Source organism: Micromonospora sp. RTP1Z1, from assembly GCF_033804685.1.
Taxonomy (GTDB): Bacteria; Actinomycetota; Actinomycetes; order Mycobacteriales; family Micromonosporaceae; genus Micromonospora.
Genome location: NZ_JAPFQV010000053.1, coordinates 17,809 through 37,461, shown reverse-complemented (window position 1 = coordinate 37,461; position 19,653 = coordinate 17,809). Strand labels below are relative to the sequence as shown.

Sequence of the window (19,653 nt, the reverse complement as noted above, 5' to 3'; positions counted from 1 at the left end):
GTCTCTTGCACCGGCCGAATGCCTGGGCCAGGTTGACGAGCTGATCCGAACCGGCGGCGACGGATAGCAGAAGCTGACTGGCCTCTACCGTCGCCCGCCCGGGTAGCGCGGCCGCGGCCGCAGATCCTCCTCGCCAACGTCGCCGCGTGGTACGAATGCTTCAAGGCTCCGACAAAGCCGGCAGAACGGGCGGGATGATGACGACGAGCGGTGCCAAGCTGCTGCGAAGACCCGAAGAGCCGCGGCGGGCAAACTTCCTGGAGCTGTTCTTCGACCTGGTGTTTGTCGTCGCGCTCGTCCAGCTCTCGCACGGGCTGATCCAGGATCTCCGATGGAGCGGCGCTTTCCAGACGCTGGTGCTGCTGTTGGCGATGTGGTGGGTCTGGTCCGTCACGGCGTGGGTAACCGACTTGTACGACCCGCAGCGGCCGGCGATACAGCTGCTGGTGACCGCGACCATGCTCGGCAGTTTGGTGATGGTGGTCGCGCTGCCCGATGCGTTCGGCGAGCGAGGTCTGGTCTTCGCAGGCATGTACGTCGCCATCCATGTCGGCCGCCAACTCTTCCTCGTCCTCGCTCTGCGTGGCCATGAAGTGCAGAGCAGAAGCGTGCGGGTGTTGTTCTGGTTTGGTGTCTCGGCGGTGCCGTGGATCGCGGGTGCGCTCGCGCAGGGTGCGGCGCGTGGGGCGTTGTGGACGCTGGCGGTGGCCGTGGACTACACGGCACGCGGATTCCGCTTCCCCACGCCGGGGTTGGGTCGCTCGCCCGAATCGGAGTACCCGATCGTGGCCGAGCATCTGGCCGAGCGGTACCGGCAGCTTTTCGTCATCGCGCTCGGCGAGTTGATCCTGGTCACCGCGTTGACCCTCAGTGGCAGCGGCTTCGCGGCTGATCGGACCGCGGCGTTCGTGGTGTCGTTCGTCGGCGCGGCGCTGTTCTTGCGGATCTACATCTACCGCTCGGGAGAGTTGTTGCCGGCTGCCATCGCAGCGGCGCCCCACCCAGACCGCTTAGGCGTGTCGGCGCTAACCGCTCATCTGCTCATGATGGCCGGCATCGTCGCGACCGCGGTGGGCGACGAACTCGTCATCGCCCATCCACTCGGGCACACACGGCCGGCCTGGGTCGCCGTCATCCTCGGCGGGCCCGCACTGTTCCTGGTCGGGCGTTCCTTCTTCGAGTACGCGGTGTTCAGCCGCGTGTCCCGGGACCGGGTGATCGGGCTGCTCGTGTTGGTCGCCCTGACACCGCCGATGCTCCTCGTGCCGCCGCTACTGGCCGCCATCGCCGCCATCGCAGTCCTCGGCGGGGTCGCCATCGCCGATGAAGCCCGCGCCCGCGGACGCCCACCCGAGCCGCCGTCACCACCCGGTTAGCCGAAAGTGTCACCCACGTCTTGAGACAAGATCTCGGCAGGCTGCTCGCCGCGGTACCAGAGCGCTACCGATCCCTCGTCGCCCTGGCCGCCGGTACCGGCCTGCGCTGGGGTGAGTGCGCCGGCCTGCAATGGGACGCAGTGGACCTCGCGACAGCAACGGTCCGCGTCATCAGGGTCACCGAGGAGGTCTCCGGGCACATCACGATCAACCCCTACCCGAAGTCAAAGGCCGGCCGCCGCACGGTGCCGCTCCCGCCGTTCGCGGCCCAGCTCCTCACGGAGCACGCGCGGGCCTTCCGGCACCACGACCAGGTCCTCGACTTCACCACCGGGACTGGCCAGCCGATCCGCCGCGGCACGTTCCGAAGCCGAGTGTGGAAGCCCTCGCTGCAGCGCGCCGGCCAGCCGGCCGTACTGCGCTTCCACGATCTCCGGCACTCATACGCCACCTGGCTGGTGTCGGACGGCGTACCGATCAATGACGTGGCCAAGGTGATGGGACACGAGCAGACTTCGACGACCTTGAACCGCTACACCCACTCCACCGCTGAGCGGGACCGGCGGGTGCTGAAGTCCTTCGCTGCCTTCTCGCTGCCAGCGGCCACCGACTAACCCTCAGAGACGAGCCAAGACCCCTCGATCGAGGGGCCTTGAGCTTGCCCGGGTCGGATGCGGTCTCGTGCGAGGCAACACGGTTCCTTGCGGTCGCTCGTGGCCTGGCTCCGTGCGGTTGGTTGCTGCACTCGGCTGCTGTACGGGAGAGGGCTCGTCCACATTTCCCTGTTGCTTCAATCCCGTGCCGAAGAAGCCGGTGACGTCGGCGGCAAGATGACTGTTTCTGATCAACGAGTACACCTCTGATCCGGGCCTTGGATCCCTAACGCCGGAATGGGCGTGGTGTTCAACGGCTGAAGGAGCCGCAGGAAGCTGCCCGCCCCTTGCGAGGCGGGCAGCTTCATTGTGCGACGCTATTTCATCGGGGTCTCGGGCTGGGGGCGACAACTGAACAGCGATACACCTCGTCCGTCGTGACGAGAGTGATTGTCCCTGCGGCCGCAGCCGCCAGGATATCCGCTTCTGAGGTGAACGCCGTAGGCGGAACGATGCGGACTTGCCGCCACAGGGGGTTGAACCCTTCACGCTGGATGGCATCGATCACAGGAGGGAACGGCTGTTCGTCGTCCAGGTCGGCCCCTGCATAGATCGTGTTGATGCTCCCGTTGTGCGCGATCAGCGCGGCTGAGGCACCGGCCGGCATCTCTTTCATATTGACGGTGACCGGCTTGCCCTCGTAGAAAGCGGGCATCTGGCCAGCCTTACCCTTCATGCTTTCTGCGTGCGCCACCCCTGTGCCCAAAGTGGAGAGCAGCAACGCAAGAGGGAGGGAGATGAACGCACGAGCCGATTTCCTGCGGATGTTCACATGAACCTTCTTCAATCGCTGTGGTGGGAAGGTGCAGATGGGGTTCGTAGCGCTGTTGCGCGTACTCACGGACGATAGGCACTGCCGGTTGAGGGTGTCCCGGTCTTCGCGGAAGTTGAGGTGGCGGTCCCCCACCTGGGTGAACCACCCCGGGTTCCGTGGCGACTCGATTGTGAGGATGAGTCATGCCATGGAAGTCCCCTACCCGCGTGAGTTGCGGGATCGGGCGGTTCGGATGGTCCCGGAGACGGCCCACGGCCATTACGCTCGTTCGCGCCGCATTCCCAGGGTGCCCAGCCGGAGTCAGTGCCGCTTCAGGCGGCGCACGGGCAAACCGTTGACTGCCTCGGCGACGCATCGTCCCTGCGTAAGCCCTCGCTCGATCGCTGGGCGGAAATGAATGCCGCCGTACAACCGGGATAACGCCGCCTCCTTCGCGGCCGCACTGAACGAGTCGAAACGCCGCGGCGCGAGTCCTCGGTTGTCGTGCGTGTGGTCGTCGAGGGAGTACGAGTCACCGAACAGGTCCGCGAGCACCCCGAACGCGGCGGCGGACTGTACCGAGTGGCCCGACGTGTACTCCGGGAAGGGCGGCGTGTTCAGCAGCGGCAACCAGGTCGGGTCGATGAGCCGCTGGATGTACGTGACGGGGCGGAGCAGGTTGTAGATGTACTTCGTCTTCCAGCAGGCGATGAATGCGTCGCACACGGCCATGCCGACCTTGGCATAAGTCTCCGCGGCGAGCATCAGCGACGCGTCCTCGAGGCGCAGCACCTGCGTCGCTACCGAGATCGAGTGACCTGGCGGACTGGCCGTCACACCCGGGTCGTCGGACCAGAAGAGCGCGATCGCCTCCTGCTCCGGCGTGCGGTTGTTGACCGCGTCGTACACCTCCCGCGCCTCTCCGAAGAAGGCAGACTGTCGCTGCTCGGAGTACAGGGTGGGATCGTCGGGTGCGCAACTGCGGCCGTCGCGCAACACCAGAGGGCGGTTGTCACCCCATCTCGGCTGCAGCGCGGGCTGGAACGCCGGTGGGGTGGGGACCCAGAGCCCAGGGCCGGGCGGCGGCACGTAGTCCGGCGGGAAGTTGCGCAGATAGCCCTCGTGGCCGCCGTCCCCGCGAGACCAGTCGAACACCGCGCGCGCCACCTCCGCACCGCGCCGCGCCGCCGCGGCGACCTCCGAATGGGAGGAGCGGCGGCGTGCACGCTCGCTGAGCTCGGCCTCCAATGCGTCGATCGCGGCCAGGTTGGCCGCACTCGTGTTGGCGTACAGCGAGCGCAGGATGCCGGCGAGCGCGGCATTGGCCACGACCGGCCAGTTGTCGCCCCGCTCGTCACGAGGCAGCCCGCGTAGACCCGGCCACTGCCGGGCGAGCGATCGGTACTGCCGGGATCCGTGAACGACGGCCTCGTATAGCGTCACACCCGCGTAGCCCAACGAGCGCGCCGTCACCGGCGGCGTGAAGCCAGGCGTCGTCCGCGTCAGCGCCAGCGCCAGGTCGAACCAGGCGAGCGGAACGGACGCATCGAAGTCCTCAGGATGCCGATCGCGGCTCGCCCCTACGGCACGTGGCGCTCGTCCCGCGACGGCGGCGGCTCCAATGCCCGCCAGGACAATACGGCGGGAGATGAGGTTGGCAGACGACGGTTGGTGGCTCATGGCGTACACCTCTGCCCCGTAGTTCGTGGCCATCGGCCGCTCGAATTGGGGTCGGCCAATGTGAATCGTCTTGGTCGTCAGGCCGCGCCGCGCTGGTGTCGGTGGGCAGCAACACGCCTATCACCTGCGGCAACTGAACGAAGCCTAGCGAGAGCAGGGCGGCGCGAGCGGAAGAACAGAACCCCTCAGTCCCATTTCACCTGCGCGTGTTGCCCGGCCGCCAATACGCCTCGACCAGCTACGAGTCGGCCGGGCGACGCTCCGGCAAGGTCCACATCAGCAAGATCGCGGTCGAGCTGCGCCAGGCGATCATCGCCCTGGGCGTCGGGATCACCCTGCACCACCCCGACTTCGCCGCCTACAAGCGCCGTCTCATCGGCGCCGGCAAGAAGCGCAGGCCCGAGGTGCCCTCGAGCTGGCCTGGCTGATCGCCGCCGGCGCGGCGGGTGAAGCGCTGCGACAGGCCGAGCGCCGGGCGGACGAGGCCGAGCGCATCCGCGAGGAGACCGCGCGGCGCCCCGCCAACGAGGAGCGGCTGCACATCGGTCGGGTCCATCGCCGGGGCCCACCTCGCTGATCACCACCTTGCCGTCGCGAGCCAGCCGGCTCGCGCGGGAGTTGCATGATTCGCTCACCCGCCAGATCTCGGTCATCAAGGTGCGGGCCGAAGTCCCCGACCCGGCGCAGCTCTACCCGGAGGTCGCCTGCGCCGGCAGCCTGGCCGCCGCGTTGAGGCGGCCCGCCGCCGAGATCGGCGTGGACGTTGGCGACGTAGCCGCCAACGAGCGCGACCCGCTGCGGTACGCGGGGGTGGCCAGCGCGGTGCCGGAGCGCGTCGCTGGTCGAGGCGATCGAAGGGGGTTCCGGCGCCGTGTGGCTCCCGTTCGGGGTGATCGACGAGGCCGCCGCCGAGCGTGCCCTCGACGCCGGGCTCGACGTCGTCATGGAACGTTGCCCGGCGATCGAGTGGGCGCGACACCGGGGCGTGCAGGCGTGTGTCGTCGAGCATGGCACGATAGGCGATCACGTGGGGTCCTCACCATGGTGGGCGATCTTGTGGTGAGAACTGCTTACCGAGGACCCCACGCCCCTGTACGGCACCGTCCGAAGTAGGCAAGATGCCCGTGTCGTCCCGGATCAGATCGCATTCCTTGCTGAGATCACCTCATTCCCTCACCCCGGCAGCGTTCCACGGGGCCCCTGCCCGGTAGAACGCTGCCACGACGCGCCTGGCGTGGGGACGGCTCAGCGGCCCCATCGCGCACGATTCAGTCCTCGAACAGAACCTCCGGGTAGCGCGCGTCAGGCCCGTCCAGCAGCGGCGTCGGCGCGTTGCGGAGGAACCGGTCGAAGTAGGCCGTGAGGTAGGTCTGCTCGATCTGGACGGCCCGGTCACCGTCGATGGTGCCCGTCATCTCGGTCGGGAACATGCCGGCCAAATGCAGCGGTCCGCTGAGCGGTGCGATATCGGTGTAGGTCAGGTGCCCAGAGCCGGCCACCTTGAGGTCGCGGTGCCAGCCACGCAGGTGGGACCAGAACGTCGCCCAGGTACCGTCATTTGACCTGTCATGGCCGGCACTGCTCATCAGCAGGAACGGGCGGGACAGCCCGGCGTCGACGACGGGGCCGTAGAGGGTGCCGTCCAGGTCGACGCCGGCAGCAATGCGCGGGTCGGTGCGCATCGCCGCGGCCGTGGTGGCACCGCCCATCGAGTGGCCGAACATTCCCACCCGGTGCAGATTCATGGTGCCACGTAGGCGTCCGTGGAGCATGGACAGTTCGTTCAGTACGAATTTGGTGTCATCGGCTCGTACCGCGACGGCCGCCGCGTTGGTCTGGTCACTGTCTGGTGGCTGGTTACGCAGCACCAGCCGGCCCCCGGGGAATTCCACCGCGTCGGCGTCGTAGGGGTGGTCGATGGCGACCACGACGAATCCCTGACTGGCCAGATCCTCCACCATCGTGGTGTACAGGCTACGGCTGCTGCCCGAGCCGGGTGAGAACAACACGACCGGCCAGCCGCCCCGCGTCCGGCGCGGCGGCGCGTCCACGTGGGCACGGGTACGGATCGAACCGAGCGTCCCCGCCGGCAAACCACTGGCGTTCTCCTCGAACGCGGCCAACGCGGAAGTCATGTAGGGAGCCGGAGCAGATTGTTCGACGTCGGTGGCCGGATACCACAGCTGGATCATCACCGACCGATCCTGCGGCGTCGGCGCGAACGGATCCGCGCGGTGGTGGTCGGTCAGTGCCCGAGTCAGCGTGCCCACGTCGTACCGGCCAGGCAGCGCCGGCAGCTCGACCGCGTCGGCAGCCGGCGCCGGTACGGTCGACACAGCACGCGGCGAGGCCTGAACACTTGTCGAGACCAGCACGGCGGGAGACAGCGCAACGGCGAGGGCCATGCCCGCGAGGCCGAGGCGTTTGGCGTTCTTCATCATTGGTTGATCACACCCGGTCGACCCCCGTGCCGTCGTCCACCCGAATGCCGACCCGGCTGTCCGCCACAGGTCGTACGCTGACGCGCCAACCACCCAGGGAACTCAGGGTTGTCACCCAGGGTCTAGATCGGCCCGCCGAGCGCCGAAGAAGTCAGGTCGATCATCAGGGGAAGCTCGACGAGCATTGTGCACAGGTCCTCTCCGGAGCCGATCGGGTGAGCGAGCCAACGGGAGTCCTCATAACGGGAGTCTTCATGGAGCACGTGGTTCTCGGCGATCACTACCCGCGATAGCCTCCAACACGACGGCACCGATCGGGTCCCGGACGTCCTGTACTACAGCGGTGACGCGATCGTGTGCCAACATTGAGGCCGCGACCGGCGTCCGTACGCACGCCACAACACTCCAGCCCTCCTCTGCAAAACGGGCGACGAGCGCCTTACCCAATCCTCTGCTTGCACCGGTGACTACCGCCAGCCGGTCACGCTGAGACCGCAAAGGATCGCTCAACGCAGTACCAGAAGGTCCAGCGCATCGATCACGGGCCCGGTGTCGACCCGTGCGGCCTCGTGGAGTCGCCTGACTCCGGCGGCGTACTCGTCGTCGGTGATCAGCTGAAGCAGAGTGTGCGCTTCCCGCCGCAGTGTGGCGGCTGCCTCCCGCAGCGACGCGGCGGTGATCTGGGGGACCTGCTCGATGGCCGCCGTGGCGAATCCGGCGTCGGCGAAGCCAGATTCGACGTCGGCGATGCTGGGGTAGGTGTCGAGCACTCGGATGGCTTCCGGGAAGTAGCGAAACAGGGTGATCGCCTGGTGCCGGCCGGCGAACGCCGACCGGATGAGCACGGGGGCGCCGGGGCGCAGGACCCGGCGTAGTTCGTGGGCTGCGGCGGTCAGGTCGGAAACGTGGTGGATGACGGTGGAAATCCAAGCGCCGTCGATGCTGTCGTCATCGAGCGGGATGTGCGCGGCGTCGCCAGCGAGGATGGGCTCGAACACGGAGCGGGCCCGCATCGCCGCCGACGGCTCGACGGCGATGACGTCGGAGCCGGGGAACCAGTTGGTGAAGGCCCGCGCCCAGCTTCCAGTGCCGGCACCCAGGTCGAGCAGCCGCATGCCCGGCTGCGGGGCGAGGTGCCGGGTCGCGGCGGCCCGCCACGACGCGAGCCCGTCATCGGTGAGGTGGCGGGTTGCCTCGAACGCTGCCGCGTCAGCGTGGTCGTACGCGATGCGAGCCATGCTGATGAGCCAACTACCTGGCGAGGCGGGGGGCAAGGAGGCAATGGCGTGATTCACATTCGCCAATTCTGTTGGCTTGACTACCCCGCTGCTTCCGCTCACAAGAGCTGTGATGAACTGCGCACACAGAGGGTCGGCCCAACCTAGCTGAGCGACCCGATGTCGTGGTGGCGCCGGAGCTGACCGGCATACTGCTCGGCCCGCTGGTGGCGGTTCACCTGCGGGCCGGGTTCGTCGCCGCCGTCAAGGGCAGTGACGGCCGCATACCGGCGGAGCCGACGACATGGGTCCACTCCCGCACCGGACTACCGGGGGCGGTCACTGGCGCTGGGCGTACGCGATCGGCACGTCCGCCGCGGCGACCGGGTGCTCGTGGGTGGCGACCGGCGCCCAGGTACGCGCCCTGTACGAGCTGATCTCGTCGCGCGGCGCCGTCCCCGTGGGGACGGCCGCGGTCGTGGCCGACTGCCCGCCGGAGGTGGTCGCGGAACTTCGGATCCGCGGCCTGCTCGACGGACCGACCTGCCCTCGGCCTAGACCGCCCCGGTCCACGGCATTCGCCACGTTGCCGGAGCCGCGCCTTGATCCACTCGGAGTCGGGATATCGGGCTATCGGCCGCAGCGCGACACCCCGATGTCACGGACATCGAGTGGATCAACGCGCTTCAAGAAGCGGCGAGATATTTGGACATCCCTTCAGGATGCGGGTCAGCCCTTGTTCACCGACGATGGGAAGCCGACCGAGGTTGTCCCTACCCTGCTCTGTGCGGTCGGCACGCGTTCGGCCACGACGTCTTCGGAGGTACCCGATGAGCATGTCCCACCACGTGAACCGCCGGCGCTTGCTCGCCGGAGCCGCCGGAGTGGCGGGCGCCGCGGCCCTCGGGCGCAGCTTGTCGGCGTCGGCGGCGGCGCCGCTTCCCGAACCGGCGAGCAGCGGCATCGATCACATCGTGGTCGTCATGATGGAGAACCGGTCGTTCGACCACTACCTCGGCTGGTTGCCCGGTGCCGACGGCAAGCAGGCCGGGCTGACCTACCTGGACCGCGCCGGCGTACGGCACCGCACGTATCACCTCACCGACTACCAGGGATGCGCGCACCCTGACCCGGACCATTCGTACGAGGGCGGCCGGGTGGAGCTCAACGGCGGGCGCTGCGACGGCTGGCTGCGCGCGGGCGCCAACGACGAGTATGCGATCGGCTACTACACGGCCTCGGACCTGAAGTTCTACAGCAGGGCTGCGCGCTACTGGACGGCGTTTGACCGCTACTTCTCCGCCACCATGGCCGAGACCTACCCGAACCGGTTCTACCAGCACAGCGCACAGACCGACCGCACCCACAACTCCACCGACATCGCGACCATGCCCACGATCTGGGACCGGCTCGCCGACGCCGGCGTATCCCATGCGTACTACTACTACGACACGCCGTTCCTGGCCCTGTACGGCACCAAATACCTGCCGATCTCCCGCAGCTACCCGCAGTTCCTCGCGGACGCGTCGGCCGGCACGCTGCCCGCCGTGTCGTTCCTCGACCCGAAGTTCCTCGACGAGGAGAGCGGAACGTCCGCCGACGACCACCCGCACGCCGACATCCGCGCCGGCCAGTACTTTCTCAACCAGGTGTACGACGCCGTCAGCTCGGGTCCACTGTGGCCCCGTACCGCGCTCGTCATCAACTACGACGAGTGGGGCGGCTTCTTCGACCACGTGGCACCCGAGACGGCCCCCGACGCGCGGCCCGACCTCGGCACCGGGCTGCGCGGCTTCCGTACCCCGTGCCTGCTCATCTCGCCGCGGGCCCGACGCGGCTACGTCTCGCACACCGTGTACGACCACACCTCCGCACTCAAGATGATCGAGTGGCGGTGGGGGCTTCCGCCGCTGACCGTGCGCGACGCGGCGGCGAACAATCTGGCCGAGGCGCTCGACTTCACCCGCGAGCCCGACCTCACCGCGCCCCGGTGGGAAGTCCCCCAGGTCGTCAGCCTGCCGTGCCCATCCGGCGAGTACGTCGACTACGAGGACTGGAAGCAACTCGCCGCCCTCGCGCGGGCACAGGGATGGCGCGTCGGCTGAACGGCCGCGGCAATGCCGACCTCCTAGTTGATCGGCTCGGTGTCGGCGATATCGGGCGACCTCAGCCCGGCAAGGCTCACGGCGGCATTGACTTCCGACTGTTCGTCACACCGTCGACGGAGGCGGCGGACGCGGGTAAGGAGTCTCCCGAAACCCGATCATCGTCACAAAGCTCGACTACACCAACGAGGCCCTCGGCCTGGTCGCCGCCTGCCACGGCCCAGACGGCGCCGGCGAGGTCAGCGTCAGTGATCTGACGTTCCCGCCGGGAACGGTCGCCGCCTGGATCCACGCCGCCTAACGCCGCCGGCTCGGCCTCGACCCCTTCCTGAACCAGACAAGGCCCGACTGGAAGTGGCCCGCCTGACGACGGGTCACCGCTGGCGGGCACTGGCAGAGGGCCGCTCGCTGACCGGGCTGACCCGCGCGGACCCGGAGCGCGCTTCTGCCCGGGCGGCGGTCGACGCGGTGGGTCCCGCAAGTCCGGCGAGCTTCCCCTTCAGCGGTGTCTCTCGCTGGGTGTTCAGACCATGCCGCAGGCGACCCGGTGGGCGTACTGTGGCGGCCCGGCCAGCGTTACGCTGTGCCCGCGGAACTCCGCGATCACCCCGTCGCCGGGCCGGCTCACGGTGACGTCGTAGAGCCCGCCTCGGCCGTGCCGACCGCGCTCCGTTGCCTCGGCCATCAGGACGTCACCGACCGACGCGGGGCGCAGGAACGTCATCTGCGCGGTGTGTGCGACCGCGACCGGGCCGTGGGAGTTGCACGCGTACGCGAACGCCGCGTCAGCGAGCAGGAACAGGTAGCCGCCGTGCGCCGTGCCGTGGCCGTTGGTCATCGTGTCGGTGACCCGCATGCGAAGCACGGCACGGCCGGGCGAGACCTCGTCGATGGTGATGCCCAATGTCTTGCAGGTGGCGTCCCGGGCGTACATCGTCTCGGCGTGGGATCGGAGCATTGTGCCTCCTCAGGGCTGGGTGTGCCGCTGAGTTTCGCGGCCGGTTCTGCGGAACCGCTGCGGAACGGCCACAGCCGGGGATCCACTACGTACCGCCCGTATGCGCATGGGCTGCGATTCCGCTACACGTTCGCCACATCCGTGGCGTACGTGGTCAGCTGACGCGGAATGCGGGACAGGGCAACCGGAGCCGTTCCGACACCGACTGCGTGGCACACACCGAGCAGTTTGCCGGCGAGCAGCCGGTCCGCGGCGGCGATCCGCGGGGAGGAGAGGCAACGGGTCACGTACGCGAGAAAATCGGTCACCACCAACGGGTCGAGCGACTCACGCTGGTGATCGAACCGGATGCCGGCGGTCGCTTCGCACAGGATGAGCGCCTGGGCGAATCGAGCCGCGCCCTGCTCCCCCGCCCCGGCCCGGACGCGCACGTCGGCATGGCCGAGCAGGGCGATCGCGTAGGAGATCGGCTCCCGGCCCGGGTCGAGGTACAGCAACATGCGTTCCAGGAATGCTCGGCCCTCCGCCGGCCGACCGTCGTGGCCGCTTAGGATGCCCAGGGCGAACGATGCGACGGCCGGCACCGGCCCCTCGTTCGTATCGAGCAGCTCGGCGGCCAGGGTGAGGTAGCCGACGGCGTCGTGGCGGCGCACCGGGTCGCACAACAGGGCGAGGCCGAGACAGGCGTGCGCCTCACCGAGTGCGAACGTGGGCCTGCCGCGGTCGTCGAGCCGTTTCGCCGCGGCCAGCCCGAGCTCATACGCGGATACCGGCAGTGCGGCGCCGGCCGCGAACGCCGATGACACCAGCTTCCATGTCATCGCGGGATTACCGCGGGCGGCCACCCACCGCACCAGGGCAGGTAGGTTCGCGGCCTCGGCCGCGAGGACGCCCGCCGCGTCGCCGCTGAGGACCGCGTCGAGCAGGGCCAGGTACCAGCGGAGGCCGCGCTCCTCGACGACCGTGCGGTCGGCCAGCGCCGCACCGCAGCGGCGGGCGTACCGCCAGATCAGGTCGTGGCAGCAGTACCGGTCGGGGGCGATCTCGACCACCAGGTTCGCCGAGATGAGCTCGTCGAGCAGTTGCCGAGCGCGCAGCGCCGAGACGCCCGCGACCGCCGCTGCGAGGTGCAGCGACACCGACGTGCTCGGCAGCACACCGAGTTGCGCGAACAGTCGCCCCGCCGCCGGTTCGAGGCCGGCGTGCGCCGCTGCCAGTGCCGCGCGTACGGTCCGCGGGTCGTCAGGCACGGACAGCACATCCACCCGCTCGCGCAGCTCGTCGGCGAACGACGAGAGCGACTGCTTGGATCGGGCCGCGAGGGTCGCCCCGGCCAGCCTGATCGCGAGTGGCCAGCCGCCGCACAGCTGCACCACCTCCGCCGCCCCGTCGCCGTGCAGGCGGTCCCTACCCACGATCGCGCTCAACAGCTCGCGGGACGCGGTCCTGGTCAATGGGTTGATGGTCAACGTACACACCGCGTGGTGGGCGGTCAGCGCCGTCAGGCGGCCACGGCTGGTAGCCACGATGAGACTGCCCGAGGTGGGTGGCACGAGCGGCAGCAGCTGCCCGACACAGCCGGCGTCGTCAGCCACCAACAGGAGGCGCCTGCCGTGCATGAGCGTACGGAACAGTGCGGCGCGTTCGTCCACGCTCATCGGTAGCTGGTCCGTCGCGAGACCGAGTGCGAGCAGCGCCGCACCGAGGGCGGAGCACGGCGCCAGGGCGCTGTCGCGGCTGCCTCTCAGGTCGACGAAGATTTGCCCGTCGGGGAAGCAGTCCGCGACCGCGTGTGCCCAGCGCACCGCGAGCGCGGTCTTGCCGAGGCCGCCGGCTCCGGAGATCAGCAGCACGCGAGGCTCGTCCGCGGGGCTGGGCAACGCGGCGGTGAGCGCGGCAAGGTCCGCGTCGCGGCCGATGAAGTGTCCGACGCTGGCGGGCATCTGCGCCGGCCGGTGGTCGTCCCTGGGTGCTTCGGTCGGCTCCGGTCGGGGCGCCTGCCCGCGCAGGATCATCATGTGCAGCGCGCGCAGGTCGGCGCACGGATCACTGCCCAGCTCCTCGGCGAGCCGGTCGCGCAGCGCGGCATACGCGCGCAACGACTCCGCTTGGCGGTTGGAGCGATACAGCGCCAGCATGAGTTGACCGGTGAGCCGTTCGCGTAACGGGTGCGCGGCCGTTGCAGCCACGAGGTCCCGGATCAGGCTGGCGTGCCTGCCCAGGGCAATTTCCGCCTCGAAGCACTCCTCGGTCAGCGAGATGCGCAGCTCTGCCAGGCGTACGCGGCTTGCCGTCGTGCCGGGTGCCCAGACCCCGTCCAGTGGCTCGCCGCGCCACAGGTGGACCGCTTCCCGCAGGAGGGCGGCCCGGTCGGCGGGCGTCTGCGCCTGCTGCGCCTGCCGGGCGAGCTCCTCACAGCGGTCAAGGTCACTGGACAGCTCCGTCCGCTCCAGCAGGTAGCCCGGGTTCCGGGTGACCAATCCACCGCCGATCTTGCGCCGGAGCGCGGACACCAGGCCCTGTACGCGGGCCCGCGGGGCGGCCGGGACACGGTCGCCCCACAGACCGTCGATGATCCGCTCGGTGGAGACGATCGAACCGGCCGACAATGCGAGCAGCGCCAACAGGTTGCGCTCCAGAGGGGCCAGCGCCGCACGGTTTCCGTTCGACCAGGCCTCGACGGGCCCCAGCAGGTTCAACTCCAACATCGCACTTCCCCACGATCGTCGGCGCCCGTTCGTATGAGGCCCTCGACGCTGCGGCCCGACGAACAGGTCGGTTGGGACCCCCGTGAGAACGCTTTTGGAACCATTCTTGTGCTTCGATCGGTTGGAGACCATGGTTCGATCGGGGAGATCATCACAGCGGTCCGGCAGCTGGTGCGGCGGCTGCCGGACCGCCTTGACGGGTCAGCGACGCAGCGCGGTGGCGAACCTGGTGCGCAGCTCACGCTTGAGCACCTTGCCGGTCGGGCCGAGCGGGAGGTCTGCCGGCGTCCGAACGATGCTGACCAGGGCAAACGTGGCCAAGCCGTGGTCGGCGAGCGCCTTGTTGGCCCGCTCGCGCAGCTCCTCCTCGGTCGGGTCGGCACCGGCCTGCAGCCTGACGACTGCGATCGGACTCTGCCCGACCCCGTCCGCCGCCGGTACCCCGACCACCGAGCAGTCCAGTACCACCTCGGCAAGGTCCGCCAGCAGCACCTCCTCGATGGGCAGGCTGTATGCGGGTCCGTCGGCGGTGTCGATCACATCGACTGTGCGGTCGAGGTGATAGAACCGACCCTCGGCATCCCGGTATGCGACGTCCCCGGTGAGCCACCACCCGTTGCGCTCGAAGGTTGCCGTCAGTGCGGGGGCGTTCCAGTATCCGGGCGTGCACGAGGGGCTCTTGATCGCGAGTAGACCGACGGTGCCCGGCGGCACCTCCTCGCCGTCGTCGGTCAGGACGGCCGCTCCGGTCACGACCTCGGTCGGCTTGCCGACGCAGCGGTCGTTTCGTTCGGACTCGGGCGTGTGCACCTGCCCGAACAGGGCCATGCCCATCTCGGACGAGCCCAGCCCGTCCACGAACTGCGAGCCGGGCTGCTCCTCCTCGGCCGCGCGTTCGCTGGGCAGCAGCCACGGCTTGATGAGGCCGGCCGGTCGCTCGCCGAGGGTGACCAGCCGCCGAATGTGCCCGTAGTGGGCGGAATCGCCGGTGTTGAACCACGAGTGCACCCGGGCCGCGCCCGTCACCGGCAACGGGCCCGTCGCCAACTCGACGAACGTACGTGGGAAGGACGCGACCATCGTGGGCTGGAACGCCTCCATCACCGGCTCCACGGTCGCGCGGCGCCAGTCGCCCATCACCATCATGGGCAGCCCGAGCAGCGTCGCGGTCAGGAAGTAGCTCAGGCCGCCGGCGTGGGTGTGCGGCATCAGGCACATGAGCCGGTCGTACGGTTCGGCCGGGAACCGCACCATGCGCGGCTCCTTGCCCTCCCAGAACTGGCGGTGAGCGAGGATGGTGGATTTCGGCGTACCCGTCGTGCCGGAGGAGTGGATCAGTGCGACGACGTCGTCGGCCTTGTGCAAGTACGGGTATTGCGTAGGCAGTTCGGCCGAATCCGCGTCGAAAGCCTGCACCTCCGCCGTCAGGGCCAGGAACCGGGGTCGCCGCTGCGGATCGGCCCGGTATGCGGACGCGATCCGCGTGGTGTCATCGGCGACCACGCCCACGACGCCTACATGGTCGAGGTACCGGATCATCACATCCGGCCGCATCGCATCGTTGATCAGCGCCGGGATCGCCCCCAGCGCGGACAGCGCCAGAAAGTGGATCAGTGGCTCAAGCCCCTCGGCCGTCACCACCCCGACCGGCTCGCCAGCGCGCACGCCGTTGGCCCAGTACCACTTGGCGTACCGGTCGCGCAGCCTGGCCAGGTCGATCAGGCTGTGCCCGCGCACGACCACCCGGCCCCGGTGGTCGAGGCTGTGGCTGTACGCGTAGGGCACCGCCCGGTTCGGGTTGTCCCGCAGCGCGTAGTCCAGGAAGTTGCCGGCTCCCAGCTCCGGCTCAGCCATGAACTGCTCGCGCACCGACAGCGGGGCGATCGATGTCGTCGGCACGATGGAACTTTTGTCGCTCATGGCGACCTCCTCAGGACCTCGTCAGCGGCTCGATGGCCGGAGCGGATCGCGCCCTCCATCAGCCCGAAGAACTCTGTGCTCGTCTCCGTACCGGCCCAGTGCACGCGCCCGTGCGGCGTCGTCAGGTGGGGGCCGAGCCGGATCCAGTCGCCGGGGCCGAACAGGGCCGCGTAGCAGCCCCGGCTGTACTCCTCGTGCACCCAGTCGGTGACGTGGACCGCCATCGGCGCGGGCAGCTGCGGGAACAGTCGTGCCGCCTGCGCGGTGGCCGCCGCCCGCTGCTGTTCTGCGGACAGCGCGGTGAAGCGGTCCGCTTCGGCCCCCGTGACGAACCCGGTTAGTACCCCTGGGCCGCCGGGCGGTGAGTCATCCACCGTGGACAACAGTGGTCCGTCGGCACTCAGCGACCAGCCGGACAGGCCCGCGCGCCGCCACAGCGGCTCCGGATACACCAGGTGGACCTTGACCGCGCACCCGCACGCGGTCTGTGGGCCGGCCCGGCGTACCGGAAGGGTGGGTTGGAATTCGATGCGGTCCGCCAGCAGAGGTGGCACCGCGACCACGATGGCGTCGGCCGGGTAGGTGCCGCGCGCCGTCCGCACCGAGTCGGGGTGGACGGCCCGGACCGGCTCGTTCAGGCGCACCTCCAGCCCGGCGGCGAGCCGTTCGCAGAGCTGGTGTGCGCCGCCGTCGATCCGGTCCTGCTGGGCGCCACCCTCGAACGCGTTGAGGTAGCGCAGACCGCCGCCGGACGCGAGGTAGAGCGACAGGTGCAGCACCGATGTCGCGGTGGGGTCGGCGGCCATCATCTCGCCGAGGAACAGATCGAAGAACAGTCGCGCGTCCGGGTGGGTCAGGTGCCGCGCCGCCCACTGCGCCGCGGTGGTGCGGTCCAGCTCAGCGGCCCGGGGCGTGAGCCACGGGGCTGCGACGTCGACCTGGCGGGTCAGCTCGGTGAGAAGGTCGAACAGGCCGCCGAGCGCGACCGCGCTGAGCGGCGGGAACCGTCCGGGTCGGGTCTGGACGCCGTCGCCGAGCGCGAACCGGCTGTCCCCGACCATGCCGGTCGGCGTGGCCTTGAGGTCCACGTCGGCCATGAGCGCCGTGAGCGCCGTGTGACGGTCGCCGAGGTACGCGGCACCCGCGTCGACCCATGCGCCCGGCGCGATCTCGATGCCGTGCGTGCGGCCGCCGACGCGATTGCGGGCCTCGAGCACGGTCACGTGGAGGCCCCGCCCGGCCAGCCGGTGCGCGGCTGTCAACCCGGCCAGGCCCGCGCCCACCACGATGACGTTCACGTGGGCACGCTCGCCAGCCGCTTCGCCAACGCCTCGGGCGTCGGCGCGCGCAGGAAATCGCCGAACGACAGCTCGACCCCGCTCGTCCGCGCGATCGCGCTGAGCACTCGGGTGGCGAGCAGGGAGTCGCCGCCGTACGCGAAGAAGTCCGAGTCGGGTCCGATCCCGGACGTCTCCAGCACTCGGCGGTAGATGTCCATGACCTCGTCGATGGTCACTGCACAGCCTCCTTCGGGTCGTAGCGCCGGTGGGTCGCGGCGCGATCGATCTTGCCGCTCGCGGTACTCACGAGATCGGGCACGACGGTGATGCGGCTCGGCACCAGGTGCGCCGGGACCCGCTCGCGCAGCCAGTCGCGCAGGTCGTCGTGGCCCGCTGCGACGACGTAGGCGACCAGAGTGGGCTGCCCCGCCCGGACCACCGCCGTCACCGCGACCGCGGTCACGCTCGGATGCTGCGTCAGCTGGGCCTCCACCTCGGCCGGGTCGACGCGGATGCCCCGGATCTTGATCTCGTGGTCCAGCCGGCCGTCGTGGAACAGGAGGCCGTCACGTGCGCGGCGTACCCGGTCCCCGGTGCGGAAGTAGCGGCCGTCGTGCAGTTCGACGAAGCGCGCCTGTGTGTCGTCGGGCCGGCCGAGGTAGCCGAGCGCGAGCGCCGGGCCTCCGATCAGCAGCTCGCCGTCGTCGCTGATCCGTTCCCATACATGTGGGAGAGGCAGGCCGATGGGGACACCCGCGCGGGACCCGTCGAGATCGGCGGCGTGCGTGATCAGCGTGGTCTCGGTGCACCCGTACGTGTTCAGCAGCCGGATGCCGCCGGTACGCAGGGCATGCCAGTCCTTGACCCGCGCAGCGCTGGCGGCCTCGCCCCCGATGATCACGAGGCGGAGGCACTCCGGCAACTGCGTGTCATCCTCGGCGAGGTAGCGGACCAGTTCGTGCCAGTACGCGGTGGGCAGGTCCAGCACGGAGATGGACTCGCGCTCCACGAGCCGCAGGAAGCGCGGGAAAGACCCCGTGTACGCCTCGTCGTCGAACACCAGCGCCGCGCCCGACACCAGCGTCGGCAGGATCTCCTCGAAGCAGGTGTCCCAGCTCAGCGATGCGAACTGAAGCACCCGGTCGGCCGAGGTGATGCCGAAGAGGCCACGCACCGCCGCTACGGTGATCGCAACGGCGGCGCGCGGCGTGACCACCGGTTTGGGATCGCCGGTCGACCCGGAGGTGAACAGCAGGTACGCCGGCGCGTCCGTGTCGATCACCGTGAACGGTTCCGGCTCGGGGCCCTTCTCGGGCAGGCGCAGCACCGCGACTCCAGGCGGCACCGACGGGATCGGCCCGGTGGCGAGTACGGTGCGGATACCGGGCACGGTGAGCATGGTGTCCTGGCGCGTCACCGGGTACGCCGGATCGATGGGGCAGTATGTGCCGCCGGCCGCGAGTACCCCGAGCAGCCCGACGACCGTGCCCGGCGTATGCGACGTGTGGACGCCGACGACGCCCGGCGCCGGCCCGAGGGCCTGCGCGGTCGCCCGCACCCGCGCGTCCAGGTCCCGGTAGCTCAGCGGGCTTCCGTTGTGAATGATCGCCGGGCGGTGCGGGTATCTGCGTACCGCCTCGGCGAACGCGTCTACGAGGTCGCGGACGACACCGGCACCGGCGAGGACGGTCCTGCCCATCAGCCCTCCACCCGATCGAGCCATGAACTGGTCATCGCCGTGACGGCGGCACCGGACAGGTCGGCGAGCCTGGTGGCGGCGTAGTCGCGGGCCCACTCGCTCGTCATGATCCGGAACGCCGGCTCGGGGGTAGTGATGGCGTGCAGCACGACCTGTGCGACCTCACGTGGCGACTGGGCGCCGGGCCAGCCGCCGCGGGCGACCCAGTCCAGGTACGGTTCGAGCACGTCGGCGTAGACGCCCGCGTCGCGCTGCAGCGACTCGCGGGTGACTCCCGAGTTGGCGCCGAACCGGGAGCCCAGGACCGGGCCGGGTTCCACCAGCACGAGCCGTACGCCCATGCGGGCCACCGTCGGTGCGAGGCTCTCCATGAAGCCTTCGACCGCGAACTTCGCCGCCGAGTAGCCCTCGTTGAACGGTTGGCCGATGAGACCACGCGTGCTGCCGATCGTGACGACCCGCCCGCGGCTGGCCCGCAGGTGCGGCAGCGCTGCCTTCGTGGTGGCGACCACGCCGAAGAAGTTGACCTCCAGGTTGGTCCGGTATCGCGCCATGTCGCAGGTCTCGATGGTGGCGAACGTGTTGGCGTGGCCGGCGTTGTTGACCAGGACGTCGAGTACGCCGTACCGGTCGATGACCGTGTCGAGGCAGGCGTTGATCGACTCCTCGTCGGTCACGTCGAGGCGCTGGATGTCGACCTGGACGCCGGCGTCCGCGGCGGCCTTGCGCAGCTCCTCGGTTCGTCCGACGTCGCGTACGGTCGCGATGGTCTGACAGCCCGCACCGGCGGCGAGGATCGCGGTCTGCAGGCCGATGCCGGATGAGGTCCCCGTGATGAGCACTGTGGTCATGCTGTCCTTCC

Annotated in this window: 18 protein-coding genes and 1 pseudogene; 6 read left to right on the top strand and 13 right to left on the bottom strand. The window is 69.5% G+C overall.

The window, feature by feature from the left end:
• Positions 1 to 194 precede the first annotated feature (194 nt).
• Positions 195 to 1,376 carry a low temperature requirement protein A gene (locus SLP03_RS23365; protein WP_319462766.1) on the top strand — a complete coding sequence of 394 codons (1,182 nt, stop codon included), beginning with the start codon at positions 195 to 197 and terminating at the stop codon, positions 1,374 to 1,376.
• Positions 1,377 to 1,396: 20 nt separating this feature from the next.
• Positions 1,397 to 1,990, top strand: coding sequence for a site-specific integrase (locus tag SLP03_RS23360; protein ID WP_319462765.1), 594 nt, complete (start codon positions 1,397 to 1,399; stop codon positions 1,988 to 1,990).
• Positions 1,991 to 2,351: 361 nt separating this feature from the next.
• Here SLP03_RS23360 and SLP03_RS23355 read toward each other — a convergent pair whose 3' ends face one another.
• Both SLP03_RS23355 and SLP03_RS23350 read right to left on the bottom strand, forming a co-directional pair.
• Complete coding sequence (locus tag SLP03_RS23355; protein ID WP_319462764.1) at positions 2,352 to 2,870, bottom strand: hypothetical protein; 519 nt, start codon at positions 2,868 to 2,870, stop codon at positions 2,352 to 2,354.
• Positions 2,871 to 3,104: 234 nt separating this feature from the next.
• Complete coding sequence (locus tag SLP03_RS23350; RefSeq protein WP_319462763.1) at positions 3,105 to 4,463, bottom strand: vanadium-dependent haloperoxidase; 1,359 nt, start codon at positions 4,461 to 4,463, stop codon at positions 3,105 to 3,107.
• Between the two features lie 209 nt (positions 4,464 to 4,672).
• Between SLP03_RS23350 and SLP03_RS23345 the strand changes: the two genes are divergently transcribed.
• Together SLP03_RS23345 and SLP03_RS23340 are read left to right on the top strand one after the other, a co-directional pair.
• Positions 4,673 to 4,891, top strand: a complete 219-nt coding sequence (locus SLP03_RS23345; protein ID WP_319462762.1) for a hypothetical protein — start codon at positions 4,673 to 4,675, stop codon at positions 4,889 to 4,891.
• A gap of 410 nt (positions 4,892 to 5,301) precedes the next feature.
• Entirely contained in the window at positions 5,302 to 5,526 is a 225-nt protein-coding gene (locus tag SLP03_RS23340; RefSeq protein WP_319462775.1) for a CoA-binding protein, read from the top strand.
• Between the two features lie 205 nt (positions 5,527 to 5,731).
• Here the strand turns inward: SLP03_RS23340 and SLP03_RS23335 are convergent, their stop codons facing one another.
• From SLP03_RS23335 to SLP03_RS23325, 4 genes are all read right to left on the bottom strand, one after another.
• Complete coding sequence (locus SLP03_RS23335; RefSeq protein ID WP_319462761.1) at positions 5,732 to 6,904, bottom strand: hypothetical protein; 1,173 nt, start codon at positions 6,902 to 6,904, stop codon at positions 5,732 to 5,734.
• Between the two features lie 122 nt (positions 6,905 to 7,026).
• Positions 7,027 to 7,185, bottom strand: coding sequence for a hypothetical protein (locus tag SLP03_RS23330; RefSeq protein WP_319462760.1), 159 nt, complete (start codon positions 7,183 to 7,185; stop codon positions 7,027 to 7,029).
• On the bottom strand, positions 7,157 to 7,402 hold the full coding sequence (locus SLP03_RS31725; RefSeq protein ID WP_413644724.1) for an SDR family NAD(P)-dependent oxidoreductase: 246 nt from the start codon (positions 7,400 to 7,402) through the stop codon (positions 7,157 to 7,159). The genes SLP03_RS23330 and SLP03_RS31725 overlap by 29 nt, the downstream gene beginning before the upstream one ends.
• A gap of 8 nt (positions 7,403 to 7,410) precedes the next feature.
• Positions 7,411 to 8,142, bottom strand: a complete 732-nt coding sequence (locus SLP03_RS23325) for a class I SAM-dependent methyltransferase (protein WP_319462774.1) — start codon at positions 8,140 to 8,142, stop codon at positions 7,411 to 7,413.
• A 155-nt stretch (positions 8,143 to 8,297) separates the two neighbouring features.
• Here SLP03_RS23325 and SLP03_RS23320 point away from each other — a divergent pair.
• Together SLP03_RS23320 and SLP03_RS23315 are read left to right on the top strand one after the other, a co-directional pair.
• A pseudogene (locus SLP03_RS23320) lies at positions 8,298 to 8,653 on the top strand (phosphoribosyltransferase); the annotation flags it as partial.
• A 298-nt stretch (positions 8,654 to 8,951) separates the two neighbouring features.
• Positions 8,952 to 10,226 carry an alkaline phosphatase family protein gene (locus SLP03_RS23315; RefSeq protein ID WP_319462759.1) on the top strand — a complete coding sequence of 425 codons (1,275 nt, stop codon included), beginning with the start codon at positions 8,952 to 8,954 and terminating at the stop codon, positions 10,224 to 10,226.
• 523 nt (positions 10,227 to 10,749) lie between these two features.
• Here SLP03_RS23315 and paaI read toward each other — a convergent pair.
• The 7 genes from paaI to SLP03_RS23280 all read right to left on the bottom strand — a co-directional run bounded on the left by paaI (position 10,750) and on the right by SLP03_RS23280 (position 19,642).
• Positions 10,750 to 11,184 carry a hydroxyphenylacetyl-CoA thioesterase PaaI gene (gene paaI / locus SLP03_RS23310; RefSeq protein WP_319462758.1) on the bottom strand — a complete coding sequence of 145 codons (435 nt, stop codon included), beginning with the start codon at positions 11,182 to 11,184 and terminating at the stop codon, positions 10,750 to 10,752.
• 122 nt (positions 11,185 to 11,306) lie between these two features.
• A complete protein-coding gene (locus SLP03_RS23305) occupies positions 11,307 to 13,892 on the bottom strand; it encodes a BTAD domain-containing putative transcriptional regulator (RefSeq protein ID WP_319462757.1) in 2,586 nt (861 codons plus the stop codon).
• 201 nt (positions 13,893 to 14,093) lie between these two features.
• The gene (locus SLP03_RS23300; protein WP_319462756.1) at positions 14,094 to 15,812 is read right to left on the bottom strand and encodes a class I adenylate-forming enzyme family protein; all 1,719 of its coding nucleotides are present in this window, start codon (positions 15,810 to 15,812) and stop codon (positions 14,094 to 14,096) included.
• The gene (locus SLP03_RS23295) at positions 15,809 to 17,110 is read right to left on the bottom strand and encodes a flavin monoamine oxidase family protein (protein WP_319462755.1); all 1,302 of its coding nucleotides are present in this window, start codon (positions 17,108 to 17,110) and stop codon (positions 15,809 to 15,811) included. The genes SLP03_RS23300 and SLP03_RS23295 overlap by 4 nt, the downstream gene beginning before the upstream one ends.
• Positions 17,107 to 17,328, bottom strand: a complete 222-nt coding sequence (locus tag SLP03_RS23290; RefSeq protein WP_319462754.1) for an acyl carrier protein — start codon at positions 17,326 to 17,328, stop codon at positions 17,107 to 17,109. Before SLP03_RS23290 ends, SLP03_RS23295 begins: the two co-directional genes overlap by 4 nt.
• Positions 17,325 to 18,791 carry an amino acid adenylation domain-containing protein gene (locus SLP03_RS23285; protein WP_319462753.1) on the bottom strand — a complete coding sequence of 489 codons (1,467 nt, stop codon included), beginning with the start codon at positions 18,789 to 18,791 and terminating at the stop codon, positions 17,325 to 17,327. Before SLP03_RS23285 ends, SLP03_RS23290 begins: the two co-directional genes overlap by 4 nt.
• The gene (locus tag SLP03_RS23280) at positions 18,791 to 19,642 is read right to left on the bottom strand and encodes an SDR family oxidoreductase (protein WP_319462752.1); all 852 of its coding nucleotides are present in this window, start codon (positions 19,640 to 19,642) and stop codon (positions 18,791 to 18,793) included. The genes SLP03_RS23285 and SLP03_RS23280 overlap by 1 nt, the downstream gene beginning before the upstream one ends.
• Positions 19,643 to 19,653 lie beyond the last annotated feature (11 nt).

Coding starts and splice junctions, on each gene's coding strand:
- SLP03_RS23305 (WP_319462757.1), bottom strand. CDS start 13,892: ATGTTGGAGTTGAACCTGCTGGGGCCCGTCGAGGCCTGGTCGAACGGA.
- SLP03_RS23325 (WP_319462774.1), bottom strand. CDS start 8,142: ATGGCTCGCATCGCGTACGACCACGCTGACGCGGCAGCGTTCGAGGCA.
- SLP03_RS23335 (WP_319462761.1), bottom strand. CDS start 6,904: ATGATGAAGAACGCCAAACGCCTCGGCCTCGCGGGCATGGCCCTCGCC.
- SLP03_RS23285 (WP_319462753.1), bottom strand. CDS start 18,791: ATGGGCAGGACCGTCCTCGCCGGTGCCGGTGTCGTCCGCGACCTCGTA.
- SLP03_RS23350 (WP_319462763.1), bottom strand. CDS start 4,463: ATGAGCCACCAACCGTCGTCTGCCAACCTCATCTCCCGCCGTATTGTC.
- paaI (WP_319462758.1), bottom strand. CDS start 11,184: ATGCTCCGATCCCACGCCGAGACGATGTACGCCCGGGACGCCACCTGC.
- SLP03_RS23280 (WP_319462752.1), bottom strand. CDS start 19,642: ATGACCACAGTGCTCATCACGGGGACCTCATCCGGCATCGGCCTGCAG.
- SLP03_RS23365 (WP_319462766.1), top strand. CDS start 195: ATGATGACGACGAGCGGTGCCAAGCTGCTGCGAAGACCCGAAGAGCCG.
- SLP03_RS23315 (WP_319462759.1), top strand. CDS start 8,952: ATGAGCATGTCCCACCACGTGAACCGCCGGCGCTTGCTCGCCGGAGCC.
- SLP03_RS23300 (WP_319462756.1), bottom strand. CDS start 15,812: ATGAGCGACAAAAGTTCCATCGTGCCGACGACATCGATCGCCCCGCTG.